Source organism: Arthrobacter castelli DSM 16402 (assembly GCF_000430705.1).
In the GTDB taxonomy this organism is placed as follows: Bacteria; Actinomycetota; Actinomycetes; order Actinomycetales; family Micrococcaceae; genus Arthrobacter_C; species Arthrobacter_C castelli.
The window spans coordinates 81,534-103,691 of record NZ_AUMN01000015.1; the positions used below are offsets into that span (position 1 = coordinate 81,534).

Annotated in this window: 23 protein-coding genes; 12 read left to right on the top strand and 11 right to left on the bottom strand. The window is 58.9% G+C overall.

All coding sequences use genetic code 11. From position 1 onward, the window contains the following. Positions 1-13 precede the first annotated feature (13 nt). Complete coding sequence (locus H535_RS25990; protein WP_051299422.1) at positions 14-1,471, top strand: sulfatase family protein; 1,458 nt, start codon at positions 14-16, stop codon at positions 1,469-1,471. A 24-nt stretch (positions 1,472-1,495) separates the two neighbouring features. On the opposite strand, the gene H535_RS25995 is transcribed toward H535_RS25990, so the two are convergent. From H535_RS25995 to H535_RS26005, 4 genes are read right to left on the bottom strand one after another with little or no spacing between them, the layout of a single operon-like run. After that, a complete protein-coding gene (locus H535_RS25995) occupies positions 1,496-2,353 on the bottom strand; it encodes an ATP-binding cassette domain-containing protein (RefSeq protein ID WP_051299423.1) in 858 nt (285 codons plus the stop codon). After that, positions 2,350-4,134 (bottom strand): dipeptide/oligopeptide/nickel ABC transporter permease/ATP-binding protein, encoded by a 1,785-nt coding sequence (locus H535_RS26000; RefSeq protein WP_051299424.1) that lies wholly within the window; start codon positions 4,132-4,134, stop codon positions 2,350-2,352. The genes H535_RS25995 and H535_RS26000 overlap by 4 nt, the downstream gene beginning before the upstream one ends. Beyond that, complete coding sequence (locus H535_RS0115920) at positions 4,131-5,075, bottom strand: ABC transporter permease (protein ID WP_026820330.1); 945 nt, start codon at positions 5,073-5,075, stop codon at positions 4,131-4,133. The genes H535_RS26000 and H535_RS0115920 overlap by 4 nt, the downstream gene beginning before the upstream one ends. A gap of 44 nt (positions 5,076-5,119) precedes the next feature. Further along, a complete protein-coding gene (locus H535_RS26005) occupies positions 5,120-6,673 on the bottom strand; it encodes an ABC transporter substrate-binding protein (RefSeq protein WP_081416746.1) in 1,554 nt (517 codons plus the stop codon). 430 nt (positions 6,674-7,103) lie between these two features. On the opposite strand from H535_RS26005, the gene H535_RS0115930 reads away from it, so the two are divergent. Continuing rightward, the gene (locus H535_RS0115930; protein ID WP_026820331.1) at positions 7,104-8,318 is read left to right on the top strand and encodes a Gfo/Idh/MocA family protein; all 1,215 of its coding nucleotides are present in this window, start codon (positions 7,104-7,106) and stop codon (positions 8,316-8,318) included. Positions 8,319-8,391: 73 nt separating this feature from the next. Further along, positions 8,392-9,450 (top strand): LacI family DNA-binding transcriptional regulator, encoded by a 1,059-nt coding sequence (locus H535_RS26010; RefSeq protein WP_051299426.1) that lies wholly within the window; start codon positions 8,392-8,394, stop codon positions 9,448-9,450. Positions 9,451-9,730: 280 nt separating this feature from the next. Here H535_RS26010 and H535_RS0115940 read toward each other — a convergent pair whose 3' ends face one another. The 5 genes from H535_RS0115940 to H535_RS29100 all read right to left on the bottom strand — a co-directional run bounded on the left by H535_RS0115940 (position 9,731) and on the right by H535_RS29100 (position 13,023). Beyond that, positions 9,731-11,023: an FAD-dependent oxidoreductase gene (locus tag H535_RS0115940; RefSeq protein ID WP_026820332.1), complete on the bottom strand. Its 1,293-nt coding sequence runs from the start codon at positions 11,021-11,023 to the stop codon at positions 9,731-9,733. Between the two features lie 139 nt (positions 11,024-11,162). Next, entirely contained in the window at positions 11,163-12,008 is an 846-nt protein-coding gene (locus H535_RS28560) for an SGNH/GDSL hydrolase family protein (RefSeq protein WP_245580350.1), read from the bottom strand. Between the two features lie 220 nt (positions 12,009-12,228). Beyond that, positions 12,229-12,516 carry a hypothetical protein gene (locus tag H535_RS0115950; protein ID WP_026820334.1) on the bottom strand — a complete coding sequence of 96 codons (288 nt, stop codon included), beginning with the start codon at positions 12,514-12,516 and terminating at the stop codon, positions 12,229-12,231. Next, positions 12,513-12,758, bottom strand: a complete 246-nt coding sequence (locus H535_RS0115955) for an addiction module protein (RefSeq protein ID WP_026820335.1) — start codon at positions 12,756-12,758, stop codon at positions 12,513-12,515. The genes H535_RS0115950 and H535_RS0115955 overlap by 4 nt, the downstream gene beginning before the upstream one ends. 97 nt (positions 12,759-12,855) lie before the next feature. Beyond that, complete coding sequence (locus H535_RS29100) at positions 12,856-13,023, bottom strand: hypothetical protein (RefSeq protein WP_155838730.1); 168 nt, start codon at positions 13,021-13,023, stop codon at positions 12,856-12,858. 570 nt (positions 13,024-13,593) lie between these two features. On the opposite strand from H535_RS29100, the gene H535_RS26015 reads away from it, so the two are divergent. From H535_RS26015 to H535_RS29105, 7 genes are all read left to right on the top strand, one after another. Next, positions 13,594-14,328, top strand: a complete 735-nt coding sequence (locus H535_RS26015; protein WP_051299427.1) for an IclR family transcriptional regulator — start codon at positions 13,594-13,596, stop codon at positions 14,326-14,328. Further along, the gene (gene hutG / locus H535_RS0115975) at positions 14,325-15,272 is read left to right on the top strand and encodes a formimidoylglutamase (protein WP_026820337.1); all 948 of its coding nucleotides are present in this window, start codon (positions 14,325-14,327) and stop codon (positions 15,270-15,272) included. The genes H535_RS26015 and hutG overlap by 4 nt, the downstream gene beginning before the upstream one ends. Then, positions 15,269-16,513, top strand: a complete 1,245-nt coding sequence (gene gltS, locus H535_RS0115980) for a sodium/glutamate symporter (RefSeq protein ID WP_035769931.1) — start codon at positions 15,269-15,271, stop codon at positions 16,511-16,513. The genes hutG and gltS overlap by 4 nt, the downstream gene beginning before the upstream one ends. 482 nt (positions 16,514-16,995) lie before the next feature. Continuing rightward, positions 16,996-17,217, top strand: coding sequence for a hypothetical protein (locus tag H535_RS29665; RefSeq protein ID WP_026820339.1), 222 nt, complete (start codon positions 16,996-16,998; stop codon positions 17,215-17,217). A 15-nt stretch (positions 17,218-17,232) separates the two neighbouring features. Beyond that, entirely contained in the window at positions 17,233-17,463 is a 231-nt protein-coding gene (locus H535_RS29670) for a hypothetical protein (protein WP_026820340.1), read from the top strand. Between the two features lie 79 nt (positions 17,464-17,542). Next, complete coding sequence (locus tag H535_RS0115995) at positions 17,543-17,770, top strand: cupin domain-containing protein (RefSeq protein ID WP_026820341.1); 228 nt, start codon at positions 17,543-17,545, stop codon at positions 17,768-17,770. 3 nt (positions 17,771-17,773) lie between these two features. Next, the gene (locus H535_RS29105; protein WP_155838731.1) at positions 17,774-17,935 is read left to right on the top strand and encodes a cupin domain-containing protein; all 162 of its coding nucleotides are present in this window, start codon (positions 17,774-17,776) and stop codon (positions 17,933-17,935) included. A gap of 110 nt (positions 17,936-18,045) precedes the next feature. Here H535_RS29105 and H535_RS0116005 read toward each other — a convergent pair whose 3' ends face one another. Continuing rightward, positions 18,046-18,639: a class I SAM-dependent methyltransferase gene (locus H535_RS0116005; RefSeq protein ID WP_035769933.1), complete on the bottom strand. Its 594-nt coding sequence runs from the start codon at positions 18,637-18,639 to the stop codon at positions 18,046-18,048. A gap of 275 nt (positions 18,640-18,914) precedes the next feature. On the opposite strand from H535_RS0116005, the gene H535_RS30420 reads away from it, so the two are divergent. Then, on the top strand, positions 18,915-19,148 hold the full coding sequence (locus H535_RS30420) for a nuclear transport factor 2 family protein (RefSeq protein ID WP_483771129.1): 234 nt from the start codon (positions 18,915-18,917) through the stop codon (positions 19,146-19,148). Between the two features lie 507 nt (positions 19,149-19,655). Next, positions 19,656-19,889 carry a hypothetical protein gene (locus H535_RS0116015; RefSeq protein ID WP_155838732.1) on the top strand — a complete coding sequence of 78 codons (234 nt, stop codon included), beginning with the start codon at positions 19,656-19,658 and terminating at the stop codon, positions 19,887-19,889. A gap of 739 nt (positions 19,890-20,628) precedes the next feature. On the opposite strand, the gene H535_RS0116020 is transcribed toward H535_RS0116015, so the two are convergent. Further along, on the bottom strand, positions 20,629-21,699 hold the full coding sequence (locus tag H535_RS0116020) for a phospholipase D-like domain-containing protein (RefSeq protein ID WP_342667737.1): 1,071 nt from the start codon (positions 21,697-21,699) through the stop codon (positions 20,629-20,631). Between the last annotated feature and the right edge of the window lie 459 nt (positions 21,700-22,158).

A 22,158-nucleotide genomic window follows, 5' to 3' on the forward strand; every position in this document is an offset into this window, starting at 1 on the left:
AACGGAAGAACCGATGACGGCACCGAATTTTCTTGTGCTCTTCTGCGATCAGTTGCGTGCCGACGCACTCGGTGCTTACGGCAATCCTGTGGTGAAGACGCCGAACATTGACCGACTCGCCGCAAACAGTGCCATTTACAGCTCGGCATACACTCCCTCGCCCGTCTGTGTCCCGGCACGTGCCAGCTTCGTAACCGGAAACGAACCGCAGACCAATCATTGCTTTGCCAACGGCGATCCAATGCCAGACTCAGCTACTTTCATGGATGAACTATCCGGTGCCGGATACAGGACCCATGGCGTTGGCAAAATGCATTTCACACCTGATGCCCAAGCCAAGCGGGGTTTCCAATCCCGCGATCGTGGCGAAGAGTTTCTCGACCCCGGCGGTGACGATTACCTGGAATTCGTCGCCCGGAACGGCTATGGATATGTCGAGTATCCGCACGGGTTGCGGGACGAAATGTACTATGTTCCGCAACTCTCTCCTGTTCCCGAGGAACTGCACTACTCGCGCTGGGTAGCGGACAGATCCATCGATTTTTTGAGCGCCGCCGACCAGGACACACCGTTTCTGTTGTGGTCGAGCTTCATTGCGCCCCATCCACCATTCGCTCCCCCCTCCCCCTGGCATCGCATGTATGAGCCTTCCCTGATGCCGGACCCTCATGATCCGCCCGGTGCCCCCGGCCTGATGACGGCTTACAACCGGCTTCAGAACAGGTACAAGTTCCGTGACGGGGGTCAAGACCGTCGCTTATGGCAGTTGCTGCGGGCCTATTACTATGCCTCAATCAGTTACGTTGACTTCCAAATTGGAAGAATCCTCGAAGCGCTCGAGACCACGGGGAGAAGGCAGGACACGGTGGTCATACTGACAGCGGATCATGGTGAGATGCTCGGCGACTACGCGAGCTTCGGCAAACGGTCGTTTCTGGATGCGGCCGCACGAATCCCGCTGATCTGCAACGGCCCGGGGTTCGAATCAACAGAAGTGACGAATCCGGTCAGCCTCATTGACATCAGGCCCACCATTGCCCAACTGGCAGGACTACCCGCGCCGGACGTGGATGGGTCGTCTCTCCTCAGTATTGACCCGCCCCGGACGGTCTTCGGACAATACCAGCGGGAAGACTTGGGTCTGTATGCAACAATAACCAATGAATGGAAATACATTTGGTCGGCACCGGATCAGCGGGAATTTCTGATCGACCGCCAACGCGATCCGGCGGAGACACGGAACCTTGCATACAACGTGCGAACCGGCACAGCCTTGGACGGATGCCGGCAGCTGGCCACCGATCATTTTCACGATTTGCACGAGCTTGACTTTGCCGCTGCTTCATCGAACGTCAGGCTGCCCCTCGATGCACCGCCCAGCCGTGATAGTCACTTGGCCATACGGGCTCTCGATATCGACGACGACGCATCAACGCTGGTAGTTCAGGCGGATCGCAACGAAAAGAATTAGTCGCAGGTGGTCGGTAGCCTCTGCTCAAGCGTCCTTCACTAAACGGTCGCTTGGAGAATCTAATGCTGTTAGACGGCTACGACGTTCACGGCGCTCCTTTTGTGCGATGGGGTCGGCGACGGGTGAGGCCAGCAACAGTTGTTTGGTATACGCATGTTCGGGTTCGGACGTCACTTGCCGCGCGCTGCCGGTCTCGACGATATGCCCGCCACGCAACACAGCCACCCGGTGGCTGATGTGACGCACTACTGCCAGGTCATGCGATATGAAGAGGTACGCAACTCCGGTTCGCTCTTGAATCTCAATCAGCAGGTCCAGGACCTTTCCCTGGGTCGACAAGTCCAACGAGGATACTGGCTCGTCGCAGACGATCAGCTTGGGGTCAAGAGCCAATGCACGGGCAATCGCAATTCGTTGACGCTGCCCTCCGCTGAATTCCCGCGGCAGGCGGCGGGCTGAATCACTCGGCAATCCAACTTTATCCAGCAAGTCTGCAATAACCGTACGGGCTTCGCTGCTCCCGCTACCTTGAGCTATTAACGGTTCACTTAGTACGTCGGATATGGTCAACGCTGGGTTCAGCGAGGTATATGGGTCTTGGAAAACGGCCTGAAGATTCTTGGCCAGCTTCCGCCGCTGTGCCATATTGAGATGGCTAATCTGCTGGCCATCAAAAACAATGCGACCGCCCGATGCAGCAGTCAGTCCCAGTACAGCGCGGCCTATCGTAGTCTTGCCCGATCCCGATTCACCCACGAGTCCCAATGTCTCTCCGGCTTCAATTGACATTGATATTCCGTGCAATACCTCCTTGGCATGACGACGCCCAAGTCCGCTTCCAAAAGACACGCGCAGATCTTCGATGGCTAATAGCGGATTCATGTCGATACCTTTCCGCCTGTTCGTAGCTCCGTTCGTAGTTGATCCTGGTCGAGGATTGAATCCAACAGCATTTTCGTATAGTCGTGTTTAGGATCAGCGAACACGTCGCTGGTGCTGCCAGTCTCAACCAGCTTCCCGTTCTGCATGACTGCTACCCTGTCGCAGAGATCGGCGACCACTCCGAAATTATGCGTGACGAGCATCACACCCATGCCGCGTTCGGATTGTAGTTCACGGAGTAAGTCGAGGATTTCTGCTTGGACGGTTACGTCGAGCGCAGTTGTCGGTTCGTCTGCGATGAGCAACTCTGGTTTGCTGGCGACGGCACCCGCAATCAGGACCCGTTGAGCCATTCCGCCCGAGATTTCGTGTGGATATGCGGCAAAAGTTGCCTGCGGATCGGAGATTCCTACTCGGTCCAGCAGCTTCAGCAGTCGTGTTTTTGCCTCTGCCTTGCTCTGCCCTGTGGCAGCCCGCAGACCGTAGATGAGTTGTTGACCGACGCGGAAGCATGGATCCAGGTTGTTCATGGGCTCTTGTGGAACGTAGCCAATCACTTTTCCACGCATTTTAGCCATTTGCTTCTCGTTCTGAGCGACGAGCCTGGTTCCCCGGAAGGAGACTGTTCCGGACATGCTCGCGTCAGGAGGCAACAACCCCAATGTGGTGAAGGCTGTCTGCGATTTGCCGGAGCCAGTCTCTCCCACCAGGCCAAGCACCTCCCCCGTATGCACTCGCAAAGTGACGCCGTGAACGACCTCTTTGCTTTGGCCCCCCGACATCGGATACGCAATCTTGAGATCTTCCAGCGACAAGAGAACATTATTATCGTGCTTAGAAGACACAGCCAGGGCATTCGATGTATCACCATCACTACTGGACGGGATCACTGAAGTTGGGCGTTTTTGGCGAACGTTGCGTGATCCTTCCAGCTCATCCCTGAGCGCGTTGCCAAGCAGAACCAGAGCGGAAACGGTGATACCGAGCATCAAGCCGGGCCAGACCAGTTGCAAGGGTGCCACGTACAGGTTGTCAAAGGCTTCTTTCAGCATCCCTCCCCAACTTGGCTGCCCTTGATTGCCGAGACCTATGAATTCCAGGCCGGCTTGCATGGAAATAGCGACGCCCGCCACGAAGGATGCTTGAATAATGATCGGTGCCCGGACGACGTAGAGCACGTGACGGCTGAGAATACGGAGGTTGGATAGACCTGATACACGGGCGGCATCGACATACAGTTCGTTTTTCACCCCTACGACAAGGGTGCGCACCAGTCGAAAGAACGAAGGAGCAACGAGAACGCCGAATGCGATCATCGAAATACTCGTAGAAGCGCCTGTGACCGCATACAGGGCGATCAGGACGACGATGGCCGGCAGCGCCATGAGCATGTTAGCGACCCATGACGAAGTGGCGTCCACCGCGCCTCCAAGGTATCCGGCCAGCAAGCCGGCACTAACTCCCAGGATCATCGCAGTTCCGGTGGCTAAAATCGAGGCCACGACCGTGACCCTGGTCGCCGCGATGAGACGGGATAAAATATCCCGCCCTGACCCGTCTCCCCCCAGCAAGTACGCTCCCCCTGGTGGAGTGTTTGTCCGCTGCAAATTGGTTGCTTCGGGGTCAAACGGAACGATCCATGGGGCGAAGACGCCCACTACCAGAATCAGCGCAAGCACAACGCACGAGACGAGTCCCATGGGGTTTCTGAGCAGGCCGCTGCCAAGCTTGTCACGCCCGGTCGGCGGACCCGCGATATCCCGCGGCGTATCAGCGGTCATTCGATTCTCGCTTTCGGGTTGAGCCAGCCGTTGGCAAAATCTATGACTAAGTTGACGATGACGATGACTGCCACCATGTAAGTGACGACACCCATGACGATGGGTATATCACCTTGCAAACTCGCAGTTGTCACTAATGAACCTAAGCCGGGCAACGCAAAGATTTGCTCGATAATCACCGCACCGCCCAGCATGGCAATGAACTGTAACGATAGGACTGTCATGGCTGGTGAAGCAGCGTTGCGCAGCGCGTGCCTGTAAAGTATCGCGTTCCTACTGACCCCGCGGCTACGCAGTGTTCGGATGAAGTCCCGGCGCAATGTGTCCAGCATTGAACCGCGCACCTGTTGGGCGACCGAAGAAACTCCGCCAATGCTTACTGCCAGAGCGGGAAGTGTGATCGTGGAAAGCCAACCGGTGAATGACTCACTAAGCGGCACATAACCTGTGGCGGCGAAAATGCCTTGTAACGGCAAGGCAACCAGCAGAACCAGGACCAATGCGATCCAGTAGTTCGGCAGAGCAAATCCCGCGACTGACAGGAATTGGACTAAACGGTCCACGGCTCCCCCGCGGCTGGCGGCCCAAGTCCCGAGTATTACGCTTACCACCGCTGTGATAGCGATGGAGAGAAATATGAGAGACAGGGTAACGGGAAGGCGGGTGTTCATTGCCGACGCGACGGACTGGCTGGAGAAGTATGAATTTCCCCAGTCGCCCGACAGTACACCCGACAGCCAGTTCCAATACTGCGTCAGCAGGGGACGGTCGAGGCCCAGTTCTGCAGCCTTTGCTTTGACCTCTTCGATGGTTGCATCATCCCCGAGAATATTGCGGGCGATGTTGCCGCCACTCATATGGATGAGGAGAAACGTGGCACCGGTAACTACGAATATGAGAGTAACCCCATTGAGCAGGTTCCGCATCACGAATGTAAACATGTATTAGTTCACCCCCTTTAGGATGCCAGGGCGCACACCGAAGATTATTCGCTGGCGGGGCTATAGTTCCGGACATATGGGTCGGGTGAACCGACCTGGACTTTCACGTCGGTCTCAGCGTTCGTTGCCGTGAGTATTTCAGGTCGGAGGATAGGAGCGAACCATGCGTTCTCGGTCAAGAAGCGGCCGATCTGCTGGTACGCCGCGTTGGCCTCTTTCTCGGTGGTTGCCGTCTTCGCCTTGTTGATCAACTCGTTGAGTCGGGGGTCTTCGGCACCCATAGTGTTCCAAATCGCGCCTGGGGCCACCTGGCGACTGATGTCGTACCACGGGAACCGGGAGGGGTGCGAGGCCCAAAACATTGGATACTCCCCGCTGAGCAGCTTCGGAAGCACCTGATCGGTCGGCACGCTTTCGAAGTTCACTTTGATACCGATAGCGGCCAAAGAATCCTTAATCGTTGGCTCATACACCTGGGAAAATGGCGCTGACGCAAGGGTGATTTCGAATCCATCCTCGTAGCCGGCTTCAGCCATCAACTTCTTAGCCTTGTCCACATTGTAATCGTATATACCTTCCAACTCTGATACGTGAGCTGCACTGGATGGTTTGAAGATCTGCTGTGTCGGCTCCGCATAACCCAACGCCAGGTTTTCCACAATTGCATCACGGTTGAAAGCCATATTGATCGCCTTGCGCACACGTACGTCACCGAGGGCTTCGATTTTTTGTCCGCTGCGGTCTACGATCATGAAACCAGCCCAATGCAAAGCCTGGGTTGTGATATCCATGCCGCTGGCTTTTGCTTCTGCGGCCATTGAAGCTTCTATCGGAGCTGAGTCGACTTGGCCGGACTTCAGCGCGTTCAATCGGGCTGTTGCATTGGTCAGAGGTTTGACTACAACCTTTTCGTAGGGATAGTCGGAAGCGTCCCAATAGGAATCATCTTTTGTGAACGTGTAACTGGCACCCGTAGTTGTTTGATTTGGGTTGAGGTTATAAGGACCGGACCCCGCCGGTGATCCGCCGATCGACTCGTCGTCGAGCTTTTTCGGATTGGCGACCACGCCCGCTGATGCGGCCAACGAATCGAGAAGTCCAGGATCCGGCTCTGAGAGACGCAGCACTAGTGTCCTCTCATTCGGAGCCTGGAAATTCTCGATGGCTTTAAGCAATCCCGCGTTAGTGCCGGTACCGTTTTTGATGTGCTTCAGTGTGGCAATTGCTGCCTGCGAGTTAACCGGTGAGCCATCATCAAAAGTCATCCCCTCTCTCAGGGTCAGAGTCAGGACCGTATTGTCCTCGTTGTAACTCCACTCTGTGGCAGCTCCAGGGCGGAATTCTCCACTGGGCGCGCGCTGAAGCAACGTGTCATACACGCTGGCCCAGAACACTTCGAAACCCCCTTGCAATTGCGAGGGATCGAATGAATTGTGGCCCGCCACGCGCACACCGATGCGCAGCGTCTGGTCGTTGTTGCCGGTCCCGCTCGTTTCATCTTGAGTGCCCCCACCGCCGCCTGGCACACACGCTGTCAGAGCTAGAGCGCCTGAGCACAAGGCAGCGCCCATACCTGTTAGCTTCCGCTTTGTAGCCATCGATATCTCCTCCTGAGCAACTTTTAGGCTGGGTCCCTCATCGACACCCGGCGGTGCGCAGCGAACTTCGCTTCCAGTACTGGGACCTACGTCGCCAGCCTCATAACGGAGCCCGCCAGAGGTCGCGTCCGGGTTCTGTCTTCAGTTTGTTCGAACGCCGAAGCGATCGTCAGCCAAACCATGGGAAGCGTCGTCGCGCTGTGATCCAACCAACAGTGGAAGTAAATTTACACGTGCAACTTGACGTAGGCAAGAGGTTTGATGCTTGAATTTGCGTCGTCCATCGGAACTGTTCGAATCCGTTGTAAGTCTCGTGTTTCTCGAGTAAATTGTGTAGTTATGGACTGAACCAATGGAAGCCAAGGTATGCTCGCCGTCTAGCGGTGAGTCGCGGAACCGGCTCCCATACCAAAGCAGAGAGGAACACATCATGGCCGTGTCTATCGGCATACTCGGAGCGGGCCAGTTCGCCGGCACGTTCGTGAAGTTGTTCAGGCTGCACCCCGGCGTGGGGAAAATGCTGGTCAGTGATATCGAAGCCGGCCGGGCGGCAGAATTATGTGAGCGTCAAGGACTCGACGGGACAGTGGAGGACTTCAACGCCCTGCTGGCCAGCGACGTGGACGCCGTCGCCATCTTCACCCAGCGTTGGACTCACGGACCGTTGGTGGTGCAGGCGCTCCGGGCCGGCAAGCACGTCTACTCAGCAGTGCCGATGGCGGTGACCGAGACGGAAATTGCCGATATCATCACTGCCGTCAAAGAGACCGGCCTAATTTACATGATGGGTGAGACCAGTTACTACAACCCGGCCACCGTTTACGCCCGGAAGAAGCTCAACACGGGCGAGTTTGGCCGGGTGTTCTATTCCGAGGGCGATTATGTCCACGACATGGACCTGGGCTTCTACGCCGCGTACCAGTACAGCGGCGGGGAGAACTGGAAGCAGACAGCCAGCTACCCACCCATGCTCTATCCCACCCATTCGATCGGCGGTGTGCTCGGCGCGCTGGACGCGCATGCTGTCAGCGTCAGCTGCATCGGCGTCAAGGATGAGCATGACGACGGGGTCTTTGACAAGAACGTCAGCATATTCCACAACGACTTCTCCAATGCCACCGCCATGTTTGAGTTATCCGACGGCGGCGTGATGCGCACTAACGAGATGCGGCGGGTGGGATATCCCTCCCATATGCGTGAATCCCGGTTCCGTTACTTCGGTACGGAAGGGAGTTTCGAGCAACTGGCACGGGTATCGGTCTGGCAGGACAAGGAGAAAGTCTACGACGTGTCTGCCGAAGTGGATACCTCTTCGACGATGTCCGCCGATGATCCAGCGCTGGCTAATGTCGCCCTCGAACTGCGTGACGCCTTCACCTCGGGCCACGCGCCAGTCCATGACGTGAAGCGCCTCCCGGCCGAACTCCACGGAGCTCCCAACGGGCACGAAGGCAGCCACCACTTCCTGGTCGATGACTTCGTCACCGCGGTGGAAACCGAGACACTTCCGCCGGTCAACGCCTGGGTCGCAGCCCGGTTCACTTTGCCGGGCATCATCGCGCACCAGTCAGCCAACCAGAGCGGCCAACGCCTCCCCATTCCCGACTTTGGCGACCCACCGGTCATGCTGAATACTGATTCATGATGAACCGCAGTTCCGTGTACCCGGCTCGGGGGTCAAATCCCGAAAGGGTCGCACGAGAGGCAGAGGCCCCAAGATGTTGAACTCAGGGGTCCGTCAGGCCGTCACGCGCAAGGATGTTGCCCGTTACGCAGGTGTGAGTACGGCTGTTGTCAGCTACGTTGTCAATGCCCGCCCTAAGAAAGTGGCACCGGCGACGGAGGCGCGGGTCCGGGAAGCAATCAAGTTGCTGGGATACCAACCAAACGGCGCTGCCCGCGCATTGAAACTTGGCTCCACAGAGATGCTTGGACTGGTCATTCCGGACAGCAGTAATCCGTTCTTCGCCGAGCTGTCCCACGCGCTGGAAAATTCAGCCAACGAGCTCGGCTACGCCGTGCTGCTAACCAACTCGAACGGTTCCATTGACAAGGAACGCAAACACGTTCAAAGTCTCTCCTCCCGCGGGGTCGATGGCCTCCTCCTGGCCAGCATAGAGCCGCAACCGGACCTGGAGCGGTTTAAGGAGTCCGGGGTTCCAACCGTTCTCTTGAACCGTCACGAACCGTTGCCCGGCCTCGCGTCTATCGGAGTCGACCTAGTCCAAGGCGCTCGCACGGCCGTGGATCATCTCATCAGTCATGACCACACGGATATCGATCTGGTCATGGGAACCAGTCCTGTAGCCTCTGTCGATGGCCGGGAGAAAGGTTGGCGGCAGGCATTGACAGAAGCTCGGCTCACGGAGGGAACTGTGCATCGGGCCGCTTTCAGCCGGAGAGGTGGCTATGAAGCGGGGCAGCGCCTGATCACCGCCCGGAAACCACCCACCGCGGTCTTTGCCAGTTCGGACACACAGGCCGCCGGCGTCCTGCGTGCCCTGCACGAAGCAGGTCTGCAGGTGCCGCAGGATATCGCGCTGATTTCGTTCGACGCGTCGTCAGAATCCGAATACACGTGGCCGGCACTCACCGCCGTGCGTCAGCCAATCCATGCCATGGCTGCGGCTGCCATTGAAACATTGCTCCGGCGGGAATCAGCTGGAGAGAACGAACACACAGTTTTCCCCACTGATCTTTTGATCCGCCGCTCATGCGGTTGTGCGCCTTCGGCGAGCAACGATGTATTTCTTCCAACATCAGCCACAAAAACCTAGATCAGGTTCGAGCCTTGCATGGCGCTGGCGCGACACCAGTGACCGCGCTGTCCTGGTTAATGTTCTTTCCACTCGCCGGGGCGCGCCCAGCGCGCTTCACTTGGATTGGCGAAGCATTAGCTCTCGCTCGGTTATGCGGCATCCATCGTGAGTGGTACGGGCGTAGCTGCCGGGCACTCGACTGGATGGTTGGGTCCATTGATCAGTTTCCCAGCAGTAAGTTAAGGGGCAGGTGCGCAAAAGCTCCGACCTCCGTGTGCTTCAGAGCCAGGACACCTATCTACCGGCTTGCGGTGTTGATCGCCGACTTGGGATCTGGAACGATGGCTCCGCTGCTTTGAAGCACTTCCCGAATATGGTCAATAGGTACCTCTTGAAGCTCGGCCCCGGTGCGTGCAGCGAGGGTTGCCATCACACCGGCCGCTTGACCCATTGCCATGCAGGAGGCTTGTACGCGGTAGGCGGAATTGGCCTGTTGGTCACCGGCTACTGCACGGCCCGCCACAGCTATATGACCGTTATCCCGCGGGATCATAGCTCCACGAGGTATGGTGGGGAAGGTTCCGAATGCAAGGGGGCGTATGTCAATTCCGTCTCCATCCGGCTGATGAACATCGATCGGATAAAAGGAATAGCACACTGCATCGGGCCACAGCTTCCCGGCTGTGTATTCTTTTGCGGTGATGTGGGCGAGCGCATCAATGGTGTGTGTCTCCCGCACACCGGTCTCAATAGCCCATTGGTCGATGCTCAGACGCTCCAGACCTGGCTGAGCCACCAAAAATCTATAGATGCGCCTCAGTGTGCGGCGTCCCGAAACTTCGGTCTTCGTTTTACCGGCACTCGTCGCTTCTCCAACATCAAGAACGTGAATGGCGTTTTGTCCGCGTTTCCGTAGAAAAGATCGCATCGGGCTTTCTGACGAGCCCAGGTCACTTTCCAGCAGCGTCTCGTCCAAAATAGCTCGGTCGTAGGCCGCGTCAAGTACTCCGTAGTCAAGATCAGCACTGTCGTAGCCACCTAACCGAACCATTAAGGTCCCCGGCTGAGTCTCTCGATTGGAAACGCGGGCGAGTCCAGCGAGCCCGGCGGCATCAGCGTCCCCGGTCGCGTCAATAATCCGCGATGAAGTAACCCTCTTCAATCCTTCTTTCGTGCACAGAGTAACCCGCCAATGATCATCTTCGAACGAGAGGTCGGCCAGCATCGTGTGCAACAGCAGCTGCGCCCCGGAGGCGAGAACGGTATCGTCCACGACAGATGCGTAGATGGCAGGGCTGACAGGTACCTGGAGCTTGAAGTGTGGTAGCTGCCACTGCGTGAAATCTGGCAACTGCCAGCCCGCCACCTCGACTGACCGGCGAACCATATCCCATCCGATGCCTGCGATGATCTGTTGGCCCCACGCATGAAACAATCCTGGAAGCGCGACGCCCGCAACGGTAGTGGTTCCGCCCAACGCGCCATTCTTTTCCACTAACAGAGTACGGGCACCCAGACGAGCGGCCTGAATTGCAGCGGGGCTGCCGGCGGGGCCGCCACCAACGACGACGACGTCGTAATCGCAAATCATAAGATTCTCCTCATCTGCACCTACCGTCTGAGAAATTCTTTGGTGGCCTTCGTAGCAGCGTTTGCACACTGGCATCGTCAGGCAGCGCACGCCGGAAGACCTATGATGCGCCCGACCCGTAGTACACCCAAGGAGCTCCTTATGACTGTCCGGCAGAAGGACATCGGGCTCGACCTGTTACCGTCTTGCCGCCGAACGGCCCGGAGTCGGAGAAGGCGTGAGCGGCAAATCGTTCAGCAATGAGACTATGCGTCAGCGTATCCGGATGTAAAGCGTCTGGCAGCGGATGCTCCGCAGCATCCGCCTGACCGTATAACTGAAGGCCGTCGAGGTGGTGCAAGTTCGGATCCGCAGATCGCCGTTCCGCAAGCAACGCAAGGGCAGCCCTGATAGTGCGCAAGGTCAGACGCCCCTGCTTTGATTCCTCCCGATTTCCTGTTGCAATCACTTTAGTGCGACCTGACTTGAACGTGTCCGGATCGAGGGCTCCGGGACCGGGCGTATCTTCATGAATACCGCAGAATATGGGCGAGACAAGGACGAGGGGTGTGTCTGGATGACCATCTCTAATCGTGTCAAGAAATCCGTGGACTGCCGACTCGAAAGCCCGCATACGCATCAGATCCAGATTTACAAGATTGATGCCAAGCTTGACGCTAATGAGGTCACCTGGGGTGTCACGGATGACTGGGGCAAGAAAGGGATCGACAAGAGCCCCTCCCCCAAGACTGAGGTTGTGTAATTGGACGCCGATGTGCGCTGCAATCGCCGGCCACGTCCGGGCAGGCATACTCGAATTCGCGCCTTGGCTAATAGAGCTGCCGTGATGAGCCCCAATCCGTCCTGCAGTCGGAGCAGCGTTCACGGGTGCGTCTGTCCGTAGTTCGAGCAGTTCGACCGACTCATTATGGGGTAACCATAACTCAACAAGCTTGTCGCCTGCGGGTAGGCCAGTGAACACCGACACATGGGGTTCGCCGGGCATGAAAGTCGATGTTCCCTTCTGCAGATCGATTCCCGCTCGTCCCCTCCGAGAGGATGTCACTCCCAAAATGGACACCATCGACAGTCAGGTCGATATGTCGTCGTGGAAGATCGCATCCGGAATGGACACACCGTGTGGGGTGAATGAGAAGTTCCAACCCATTCGATGACGTCCTCCCAACTACCCTGACGCCGGAAGATTGTGCTTCTTGCGCTCATTTTCAGCCACCACGTGTGCACTTTGGGTCAATGACCCGGAGGCCGTCCCGGACAACGTAGAGGAGCCGATGGGGAAACTTGTCGAGGTGCCACGTGCGGATCATCGGATCGCGCCGCTGGCCACCGTACGGCGGCGGGGCCTCTGGCCACCGGAGGATCAACTCCGCTGCGGCTTCAGCCGCGTCGACAAACTCGTCACCGAGTCTGCCGTCCCCTACTCCCAGGTAGCGCTCGTGGGCATCCAGGAACTCTTCACGTGCCTCGGGGTGCTCGTTCCGGTCGAGGGTCACGCGCGCCGGGCCGCCGACCGCGCCCGCGCCCGCGCCATGGCGATGGTCTCACGACCGCTGACCGGCACGACCTTGCCGCTCGTCAGTTCATCGAACCGACGACCGATCTCCTTGTCCCAGGCGGCATCGACCTCGGCCTGCTCCGTTTCGTCGACCTGCTGGAGCGCGAGTGCGGCGATCTCGCGTTCGTCGGCATCGAGGGCCTTGCCTGCCTCGATGTAGTCAGTCAACTTCGAAGTCATACATCCAGTGTACGACCGTTGCACGGACGTGAGCCATGGGATTGGCGGTGTTCCCGATGCAGCATTCGATACGGATGCTACTGCTGTCGCGGGATTCTCAGAAAGCGTCGGGACGCGGCTCAGGAGAGGAAGTCAGCGGGGGCAGGGGCCCGTAGTCGTCGAGATCCTCGATCGGCTCGTCGAAGTAGATGACCTCGGCGACGGTGTCTTCGTAGGTCTCGACCAGGCCTTCGCCGGAGGTGCCGTTCTCGAAGTCGAATCCCATGGTTCAAGGCTAGTCGAGCTCGGCGAGGAGGTCAGGCACGTGCGCCGGCACGGCGTCTGCGCGAGCATGGATCGCCGCCTCCTCTTCAGGGCTGATCGTCCGCACCGGCGGCCGGGGCATCGGCTCGACCGGCGGAACGGGCGGCGGATCTTCGCCGCTGGGCGAACCGACCGCCAGGAGCGGCGGGAATGTGGCCAAAGCACGATGACATCGCGCCTGACTATGCGGGGTCCTCCTGCGGCACGTGGCAGACCGATTCCCCGCGCAGCAGTCGCCGGACGCGTTGTCCTTGCCTCGCCTGTGGGGGTACGGGTCAGCACCGCCAGCGACGACGGGTGCAACGGAGTGCACTGATTGACGCACCCACCACCCTCCAGCCTTGCACCAATGAATACGTCTCGAACAAGGCGCTGACCGACCTCACGCGTGAAACGCCGCCGTAGCCCGATGCCGTCTGCACCACAGAATTCTCAACATTTGAGAAATCTGCATTGCGTACTCTCCCCAACGGGCTTTTAGATGTACCAGCGGTTCTTTTTTGCCGCGACTTACGAGTGAAAGGCGGATGCGATGGACCACGAGTCTGCACAGGGGCAGTCTGTCGTACGTTCGCTGTCAATCCTACGAGCGTTGGCCACTGTTCCGGATGCCTCGGTTGAGGAGATCGTCGACCGAACCGGAATCCCCTTGAGCTCCGTGTATCGGCTTTTGGGCCCCTTGGTCGACTCGGGTTTTCTGCACAAGAGCACCGTCGGCCGCTACGGAGCCGGGCCGACCTCGGTCAAACTCGCCGCACGCTATCGAGACGAGACCTTGGAGAAGGGCGCGATCACCAGTCGGTTGACGCAGTTGTCCAACTCTTCCGGTGAACTCGTGGCCTTCGTCGTACCACAGGAGACCGAAGCGCTATGTGTTCAGGCCGTTGAGTCGCGGAATACTCTGCGGTGCTGCTTTTCGGTAGGCGCATCTCAGCCACTGGTTCGTGGAGCTACGGCGATCTCCATACTCTCCCGACTTTGCGAGGAGTCCAGATCCGCTGTCTTCAAGACGTATCGGCTCGACGACAGCGACATTCTGCGCATCCGTGAGTCCTGCGATCGGGCGGCGCGAGACGGGTTCGCCATCAGCCTGGGCGAACTCGATCAGGGAGTCTGGGGAGTTAGCTCGCCGGTCACCGACGCTGATGATCGGATACGGGGCACTGTCACGCTCATGGCACCGGCAAACCGCATCCATCACCGTCAACAACAACTGGTGCGGCAGGTAAGAGAGGCCGCCTTGAACCTGAGTGGAGGACACCTATGACGTCGTGCAGATCGGACAGTTGGAAAGGTCGTGACGACGGGCCAGGCTTGGAACACGCTCGATGGCACAATTCCATTTCGCCCTATGTTCCGAATGCCGTACCCGGCAGTGTCATCGTCGGGTTCGCCAGTGACGAGGGAGTTAGGCGCAACCAAGGGCGCGTGGGGGCGACCGAGGGCCCCAACGCGTTGCGGGAAGCCTTAGCCTCACTGGCCCGGCATGATTCGGCCCCGCTCTATGACGCCGGCGACGCGGTCGTGTCGGGTGACGATCTTGAGTCGGGACAACGGGACTTCGCGAACCTGATCACGAGGGCGCTCTCCGACGGTCATTTTACGTTCGGGCTGGGAGGCGGTCACGAGATCGCCTATGCGAGCTATTCAGGCATCGCGCGTGCCCTCGACAACGACCCCAGCAGGAAGCTGGGAATCCTCAACATCGATGCGCATTTCGACCTGCGCGTGGACGAGAGAGCGACATCGGGGACGGGATTTTCCCAGATAGCGCAGGACGAAGCAGCCGCGGGCCGGGACTTCTGCTACGCGGCGGTCGGCATCAGCCCCACGTCGAACACACGGTTCCTCTTCGATCGAGCGGGTGAGTTGGGCGTGACTTACATGCTCGACGAGCAGTGCCGGCTGGACCGGTTGGCTGAGGTCATTTCCTTCGTGCGACGATTCATTGACGACGTCGATCATCTGTATCTGACACTCGACCTCGATGCCCTCCCCGCCGCCGTCGCTCCCGGGGTCAGCGCACCGGCAGCATACGGCGTGTCCATGGATGTCATCTGCGATGTTCTCCGCGTCGCCGCCGAGTCCGGAAAGCTACTCCACTCTGACATCGCCGAACTGAACCCTTCGTTCGACGTCGATGGCCGCACCGCGAGATCCGCGGCGCGCCTCATAAACCACACCATCACCACCAAGGACGCCTCATCATGAATTTCGAACTGGATCTCGTCCAATCTTCTGCGTTGGCACTTATCCTGCTCCTGCTGGGTGAAATAGCACGAAACCGCATCGGATTCCTCAGCCGCTTCTCCATCCCTGGGCCGGTAATCGGCGGCTTCTTCTTTGCTCTGCTAGCACTGCTCCTCCGGCAGACCGGTGTCGCGGAGATCGAGTTCGACACCACCTTGCAGACTCCTGCAATGGTGGCCTTTTTCTCAACGATCGGTCTAGGCGGCAGCCTCGCGATGATGAAGAAAGGTGGGAAGCTCCTAGTCGTCTATCTGATCGCCTGCTGGACAGTGGCGATCATGCAGAACCTAATCGGCATTGGGATGGCCAACGCCGTAGGCGTCGACCCGATGCTGGGGATCATGGCCGGTGCAACCAGCCTGGAAGGTGGCCATGGAGCCGCGGCTGCGTTCGGCCCGACAGCTGAACAGATGGGTACAACCGGTGCGACGGAGGTCGCAATCGCCGCCGCGACATTCGGCCTCGTCGCCGGCAGTCTACTGGGCGGACCGATCGCCGGGTGGCTCATGAAACGGCGCAGAGTCACTGTTCCCAGCGAAGACAAGCTGAAGGTCGGTGTGCTCTCCGGCGGCGGCTCGGCCGGTGCCGACATCGCTGAGGACCAAGGCTCGACCGACGAGCCCGAGCATGCCGCTGGGTATCGCGACATGCTCGCCATCGCCGTGATGATCGGCGTGATCATGGTCATGGGCATACTGCTCGGCGACTGGTTCACGGATGTGACCGGCTTTGCGCTCCCCGCCTACGTCGGAGCAATGGTGATCGCCGTGATCTTCCGCAATATCAACGACAAGCTGGGCTGGTTCAAAATCGACGACCGTTCCGTCGACCTGATCTCCAAATTCACCCTTGGGTTCTTCCTCACTCAGGCTATGATGAGCCTGAAGATCTGGGAACTGGCAAACTTGGCACTTCCGCTGATCATCATTTTAGTGGTCCAAGTCGTCTTCCTGATCCTGTTCGCCGTGTTCGTCGTTTTCCGAATGATGGGCCGGAACTACGATTCCGTGACGATGGTCAGCGGCCTCATCGGGCATGGCCTTGGTGCCACTCCGAACGCACTCGCCAACATGGATGCATTCAATAGCCGCTTCGGCGTCCGTTCTGAGAAGGCCTTCCTCATCGTGCCACTGGCAGGGGCGATGCTGATTGACATGGTCGCGTTGCCGTGGATCGTCTGGTGCATGAACTGGGTTGCATAGACGGCATAGAGCGATCCCATCGGCATGACGGGCAGCGGGTAGATGCCCCATCACGCACATTCATGAATTGCCAGGCAAGACGCCTCATGGTGTTCTCGTAGGTCTCGGCCAAACCTGCGCCGGAGGTGCCGAGGATATTCTCGAAGTCGAATCCGATGATCCAAGGCTAGGTAGCACGACACAGTATGTACGAACTGTTTTCAGCTGGGATGCTCTGCTGTCTACCGTGCCATCGAGCGGGCACATCAGGAAAAGGTCGCTGCAAGCAACACCTGAAACGCTGCGCAGTCGGCGTTTCAGTTCATTGAAACTGGAACACCAAACAGTCCCCATTTTGTCATAACTCAGAAACCGCCTGCCCCTGGTCGGCTGAATGACGGCTCATGCGTTAAGTGGGCATCCGTCTGCGGGATACGACGATACGGTGGGCGGATCATTCTTGATCCGATTACGTCCTGACTATCCATTGGCATACCGGGGAGATGTTTGACGGCTTTGCTGAAGAGATGATTGACGCGGACGGCATGAAGCTGCTTATCCTTCACGGCGGTTCCGGCCCGGCCGTCCTCCTGCTGCGCATCCGGGTGATCACCGCCGACCCGGATGCCTGGTACCGCGGCGACCCCAACTCACTGGGTGCGGAGAATTACGATGAGTTCCGGGTCGCAGTCCACGACCCAGATGTCGTGCGCGGCATGTTATAGGACTACCGCGCCGGATTGACCATCGATGCTGACCACGAGCGGGCCGATCGGGCAGCCGGACGCCGGATTCAGCAGCCGTTGTTGGTGCTGTGGTCTCTCCACGACGACCTGGAGGACCTCTACGGCGACCCCCTGGCGATATGGAAGGACTGGGCCGAAAACGTTACCCGACACGGCATCGACTCCGGCCACCACGTCGCTGAACAAGCCCCAAACGCCTTGTGCGGGAGCTCGGTAACTTCCTGACCACCCCATTCCCGCCAAGGGATCGTCAACTCGAATGAGTGTCGACCTCACGAAACGGTATTCTGGGCGTCTTTGTAGTATGACTTCACGAACCCAAAACACTCGGCGCACCGCTTTCGCCACGACCATCGATAACATCCTCTGGGACCAGACCAACCGTGACGGCACCCGTTCAGCCACTCTGGTTGGCGCTCGCCAGCCCGGCATAATATTCACGTACGCCTTCTTCATCCCTTCCGGTGTCCGGGACGAACCCCACTCCCACATTGCCGGCGCACACCTGGTTGTGGCCAGCGGTGAACTTTGACTCGTGTATGGCAGCTCACTCAACCGCGATGCAGCCACCTGCTATCCGGCGGGAAGTTTCCTGTACATTCCCGGTGACGCCGTGCACTTCGACGGCACAGAGAAGGACACTGTCTTACTCGGCACCGCTGTCGGCCCCTGGTCGACCGACCATCTGAACCCCTGAACAAGGATCGAAGCGCACCGGCCGTTCCGCTGACTGATCCTTCAGCGGAACGGCAGAGACCATTCGGTGTTGTCTTGTTGGTTACCTGCCGGCAATGGTGTGCGGTCAGGTTACTGGCGTGCATGTAGTTGGACTGCAGTTGTTGCGCCGCGGCCCGGTGGTTCCCAAGTCCATGTCCGGATGTCGTCGAAGCCGGCGCGCTTCACTGCGGCAGCCAGTGCGGTGAGGCCGCCCGGCAACCATTTCTCATGGGAAGAGATGAGAAGGCTCCCGCCGGGACGCGTTACTCGATGCAGTTCATTGAAGCCTGCCCGCCAATCGGGCCAGAACTGAACGTTATTGACCGTCATGACAATGTCGGCCGAGGCGTCGGGTTGCCTGGTGTCCTGGGCGGTGCCCCGGCTCAGCCTGACCGCCCCACGATCGTAGAGATTCTCGCAGCGCCGGCGACAGGCTGCGAGCATCGTTTCTGATGGATCAACGGCGATCACCATGCCGGCCACGCGGGCTGCATATTCGACTCCGACACCGGGGCCACAGCCTATCGCCAGCACGATGTCGCCGTCTGATATGCCAGCCAGCTCCACCATGCGCCGTTCAGTGGCCGCGTTCGCCCGTGCCATCATCGCCCCGCCGAGTCGGCCAAGCCTGCCCTGCGGATGGCCGAATGCCCGGTCGAGTATCCGCTCACCGAAGGTCGCCATATTGATACCTCAACACTTCACAACCAGCACCGCAAGAGGATCCGCTTGCGCACACCACGTGGACAGCTGGTCGTTGCGATGCTCGATCAGCCCGCATGGCCAAAGGACCTGGCTGGTGCCTTGCTCCGACGGACACCAAGGACGAACTAGTAGCCGTCCTCGTACTCCTTCATGAAGGAGTACGAGTCTCGAACGAACGCGCGCGACATGGCGCGATGGCGTGAAACTATCGCCGAAGATGCGACGTACTGGATACCGATAGTTCCTACGAGAGCATAGACAACATCGTTGCCGCCGTTTATGGCGCGCTCGCAGCGATTCAGGACGAGGTCTACACCATCGACAACGCGCATTGGGTCGTTGCGACGCCCGAAGCGGCGGCGCGCTACCAGTTCCGCTGGGTTGGGAATATCGATGGTCAGAAGCGAGAGTGCCAGGGGCGGGGCACGAGCACATTGGTTAAGCGAGATAGGAAATGGCCTCATGCACACGAGCACCTAAGCGCCTAGAAGCCCGTGCAGCCGCCCTTCGGGGACTTACCCATTTTGTTTGGGCGAGAACTTGTCGGTTCCAATAGTCGACCCCTAGCGCAAATAGCCTTCATCATTGTTGACTGATTACATGCCGACCGTTGAAATCCGCCGAGCCACCGACAATGACACACAGGATCTTTGCCGACCGTGGTGCGGCTGATTCCCTAGCGCTGACCGATCTCGACGCAATTCATATCCATCACGTACAGCTGCATTCATTCGGCGCACCAGGCGTGCACGGGCACAGAGCGCATCAGGTCGGCCCCTGCGTTTCCGCCCACGCCTCCGTGAGCAGGTTTGGCAGCTGCAATGAATCTCTGCCAAAAACGTTGCCGGTCACGGAGCCGGAACAACAACAGCGCATTTCAACAGCTGGCCCCACCCAAGCTCTCGTCGATGGCCTGCCTGGGGCCTCGGGTCAGTTGGTCCGCCGCCAGGATGGTGGGCTTCAAATCCGGTAAGTTTCGGGCCATACTTTTCAGTATGGCCATTGGAGAATCAGACCAGCAGCACGAGATCCGTGAGCAACGGGCAGACCGGAAGGCGCTGGGTCAGGGGCTCCGACTTGAGAAGTCACCGCTGCGCGACCCTCGGACCGTCGGCTACGGAAGATATCAGCTTGTGAGCATCGCGACGGACGCCGTCATGGCCGGGGACTTGGGCGCTGAAGGCCTGACCCTGGACGAGGTCGAGGCGGTCTTGGATGGGCAAGGATGAAGTCCTGGGATTTGCGTACGTTGCTGGCGAACGGCGGTCCCGTCTCCAGAGTGATCCGGCCGACGTCGGCTGTTGAAATCAGGCGTTCCATCGTCTCCGCCGAACCAGTACCGTTTCGTTCCATAAGGGTACCGGCCGAGACCTGAATATTGCTTCGTACCTGCAGGGCAGCGGCTCTGGATCATACGAGGCCAGCAGCGATACGACCATTGGCCACGATTCCATCGTGCTGTTTGTGCAGTCCACGGGTGACAAAACGCCGGAATGTGCAAGGCACTTTTAACGGTCGCTAACACGATATGCCCGGTTTGACCCCGAATGGTTGATCCTTGCCGCTCCCGGTTGCATGGTGGGGTCCGGCCGTGGCCGACAGGAGAATACGATGAAGGCGGCGATGACGAACGGAGGCCCATGGAATACATCCGACTCGGCAAGTCTGGTCTGTATGTTTGCACGACTGGCTCTGGGAACGTTTCCCTTCGCTCCGGCCAGCGGATCCACACCCTGACCCGGTAACCGGACCACCGAACCCCCAATGGTCGGGTGCCGACAGGACGGTGTGAGGCTCTACCGCCCCGCCGGCGGTGAGGCTGAAGGCGTCAGTGCAGCCTCGTGTACAACTCTACGCCACGATATCCCGGGAACCGACGGGTCGATATGGCGCCCTTACGCGGATGTGAACATATAGATGGTGTTCGGGCCTAAGCGCATTTAAGGCTCGAGGGTCCATCGGTGACGCTCAAAGCCATGGCCGCAGGGGCACCAGAGCGGCCTCCGCCACCCGCACCATAGGGTGTCGGTCGTGCCACGCAGAGCTGAGCTGTTCACAATGCTCGGCGTCACTTCTGAAGACTTTCTCCAGCTCCGCGGCAAACTTGGGATCTATGATCTCAACATTGGTCTCGTAGTTGAAGGTCAGCGACAGCCGGTCGATGTTGGCAGTGCCGACCGTGGACCATTGCCCATCAACCGTGGCCGTCTTTGCATGCATCATGCTGGAGGTGTACCGCAGAATGGAGACTCCAGCCTCAAGCAGCTCCCCGAAAAAGCCGCGGGACACCCAGTCGCCCAGAACATGGTTGGAGTCTCTCGGCACCATAACGCGCACATCGACTCCCCGCTCAGCCGCCGCAACCAGCGCTTCAAGAATCTGCTGGTCCGGGATGAAATACGGTGTGGTGAGCCAAATGCGGTCCCGCGCCTTTTCGAACGCCATCAGATACATGTGGCGGATGGGGTAGACCAGCTGTATCGGCAGATTGGCCGCCACGTTCAGTTCCGGCTTCCAGCTGTGTGGAGGAATCCATGGAATCTGCTCGCCAGGCTCATGGGCCTCATTCCATAAGCGTGTAATCGACTGGCGTAGTCCCCACAAACCGGGACCGATCCCGCGCAGGTGGGTATCGCGCCACTGCCGAGCATAAAGGGAGCCTATGTTGTACCCGCCCACGAACCCGATGGCATCATCAACGACCAGGATCTTGGAGTGGTTGACCCCGGTATAGCGCAATGGCCCCTTCCAGAACTTTCTGCCGACGACGGGCAGGCGGTAGACATGGATCTGCTCCGAGAGTTGACGGTAGAAGGAGCGGGGCACGAGCATATTGGCGAACCCGTCGTAGATCAGGTAAGTATCCACCCCACGCCCGGCGGCTGCATTGAAGGTATCGACGAATCGCTGGCCGACCTCATCGTTCTTCCAAATAAAGGCTTCCATCAGAACCGAATGCCGGGCGGAGTTGATGGCGTCGATCATGTCGTCGTAAACGGCGGCGCCATCTGTATAGATGCTCAGCTCGGACTCTTCCACCCCCGAGTGGAAAGTACCCGGCCGTGGAGCCGCACGTTCCCTGCGACCGCGTTGCTTGACCAAGTCCAGGGCCACCACGGAAGCAGCCACAACGAACGGAGCCGCGAAGGCGGCCCCGGCGATGGCGAGAGGGACCGTCGTGAGCCAACGCCTGCGACCCTGACGAAATTTCGGCCGGGAAGTCCACATGGGGTCACTCTAACCGCCGCTGGTCGTGATATGGCGACGAACACCTCGACCAATCGAATACCCCCGCTGCGACCTACCCTCGGCCCAAGCAGACCGTGCATTGGAGAGCGCCTCGCGACGGTCTGCTAGTAACCGTGCATATTCAAATCGGTATCGAGGGGCGACCTACAACGGGTCGGCAACGGTTGGGGACTTTTTGGCCTCCTTCCAAACGGGTAGGCTGAACAGACCGGGTTAAGCAGCGGCCCATGGAATCCTGTAAAGCGATCG

What these genes read in the sequence shown, in the direction of transcription:
- H535_RS25990 (WP_051299422.1), top strand. Translation starts at nt 14, where the DNA reads ATGACGGCACCGAATTTTCTTGTGCTCTTCTGCGATCAGTTGCGTGCC.
- H535_RS25995 (WP_051299423.1), bottom strand. Translation starts at nt 2,353, where the DNA reads ATGAATCCGCTATTAGCCATCGAAGATCTGCGCGTGTCTTTTGGAAGC.
- H535_RS26000 (WP_051299424.1), bottom strand. Translation starts at nt 4,134, where the DNA reads ATGACCGCTGATACGCCGCGGGATATCGCGGGTCCGCCGACCGGGCGT.
- H535_RS0115920 (WP_026820330.1), bottom strand. Translation starts at nt 5,075, where the DNA reads ATGTTTACATTCGTGATGCGGAACCTGCTCAATGGGGTTACTCTCATA.
- H535_RS26005 (WP_081416746.1), bottom strand. Translation starts at nt 6,673, where the DNA reads ATGGCTACAAAGCGGAAGCTAACAGGTATGGGCGCTGCCTTGTGCTCA.
- H535_RS0115930 (WP_026820331.1), top strand. Translation starts at nt 7,104, where the DNA reads ATGGCCGTGTCTATCGGCATACTCGGAGCGGGCCAGTTCGCCGGCACG.
- H535_RS26010 (WP_051299426.1), top strand. Translation starts at nt 8,392, where the DNA reads ATGTTGAACTCAGGGGTCCGTCAGGCCGTCACGCGCAAGGATGTTGCC.
- H535_RS0115940 (WP_026820332.1), bottom strand. Translation starts at nt 11,023, where the DNA reads ATGATTTGCGATTACGACGTCGTCGTCGTTGGTGGCGGCCCCGCCGGC.
- H535_RS28560 (WP_245580350.1), bottom strand. Translation starts at nt 12,008, where the DNA reads ATGCCCGGCGAACCCCATGTGTCGGTGTTCACTGGCCTACCCGCAGGC.
- H535_RS0115955 (WP_026820335.1), bottom strand. Translation starts at nt 12,758, where the DNA reads ATGACTTCGAAGTTGACTGACTACATCGAGGCAGGCAAGGCCCTCGAT.
- H535_RS29100 (WP_155838730.1), bottom strand. Translation starts at nt 13,023, where the DNA reads ATGGGATTCGACTTCGAGAACGGCACCTCCGGCGAAGGCCTGGTCGAG.
- H535_RS26015 (WP_051299427.1), top strand. Translation starts at nt 13,594, where the DNA reads ATGGACCACGAGTCTGCACAGGGGCAGTCTGTCGTACGTTCGCTGTCA.
- hutG (WP_026820337.1), top strand. Translation starts at nt 14,325, where the DNA reads ATGACGTCGTGCAGATCGGACAGTTGGAAAGGTCGTGACGACGGGCCA.
- gltS (WP_035769931.1), top strand. Translation starts at nt 15,269, where the DNA reads ATGAATTTCGAACTGGATCTCGTCCAATCTTCTGCGTTGGCACTTATC.
- H535_RS29665 (WP_026820339.1), top strand. Translation starts at nt 16,996, where the DNA reads ATGTTTGACGGCTTTGCTGAAGAGATGATTGACGCGGACGGCATGAAG.
- H535_RS0115995 (WP_026820341.1), top strand. Translation starts at nt 17,543, where the DNA reads ATGACTTCACGAACCCAAAACACTCGGCGCACCGCTTTCGCCACGACC.
- H535_RS0116005 (WP_035769933.1), bottom strand. Translation starts at nt 18,639, where the DNA reads ATGGCGACCTTCGGTGAGCGGATACTCGACCGGGCATTCGGCCATCCG.
- H535_RS0116015 (WP_155838732.1), top strand. Translation starts at nt 19,656, where the DNA reads ATGGCCATTGGAGAATCAGACCAGCAGCACGAGATCCGTGAGCAACGG.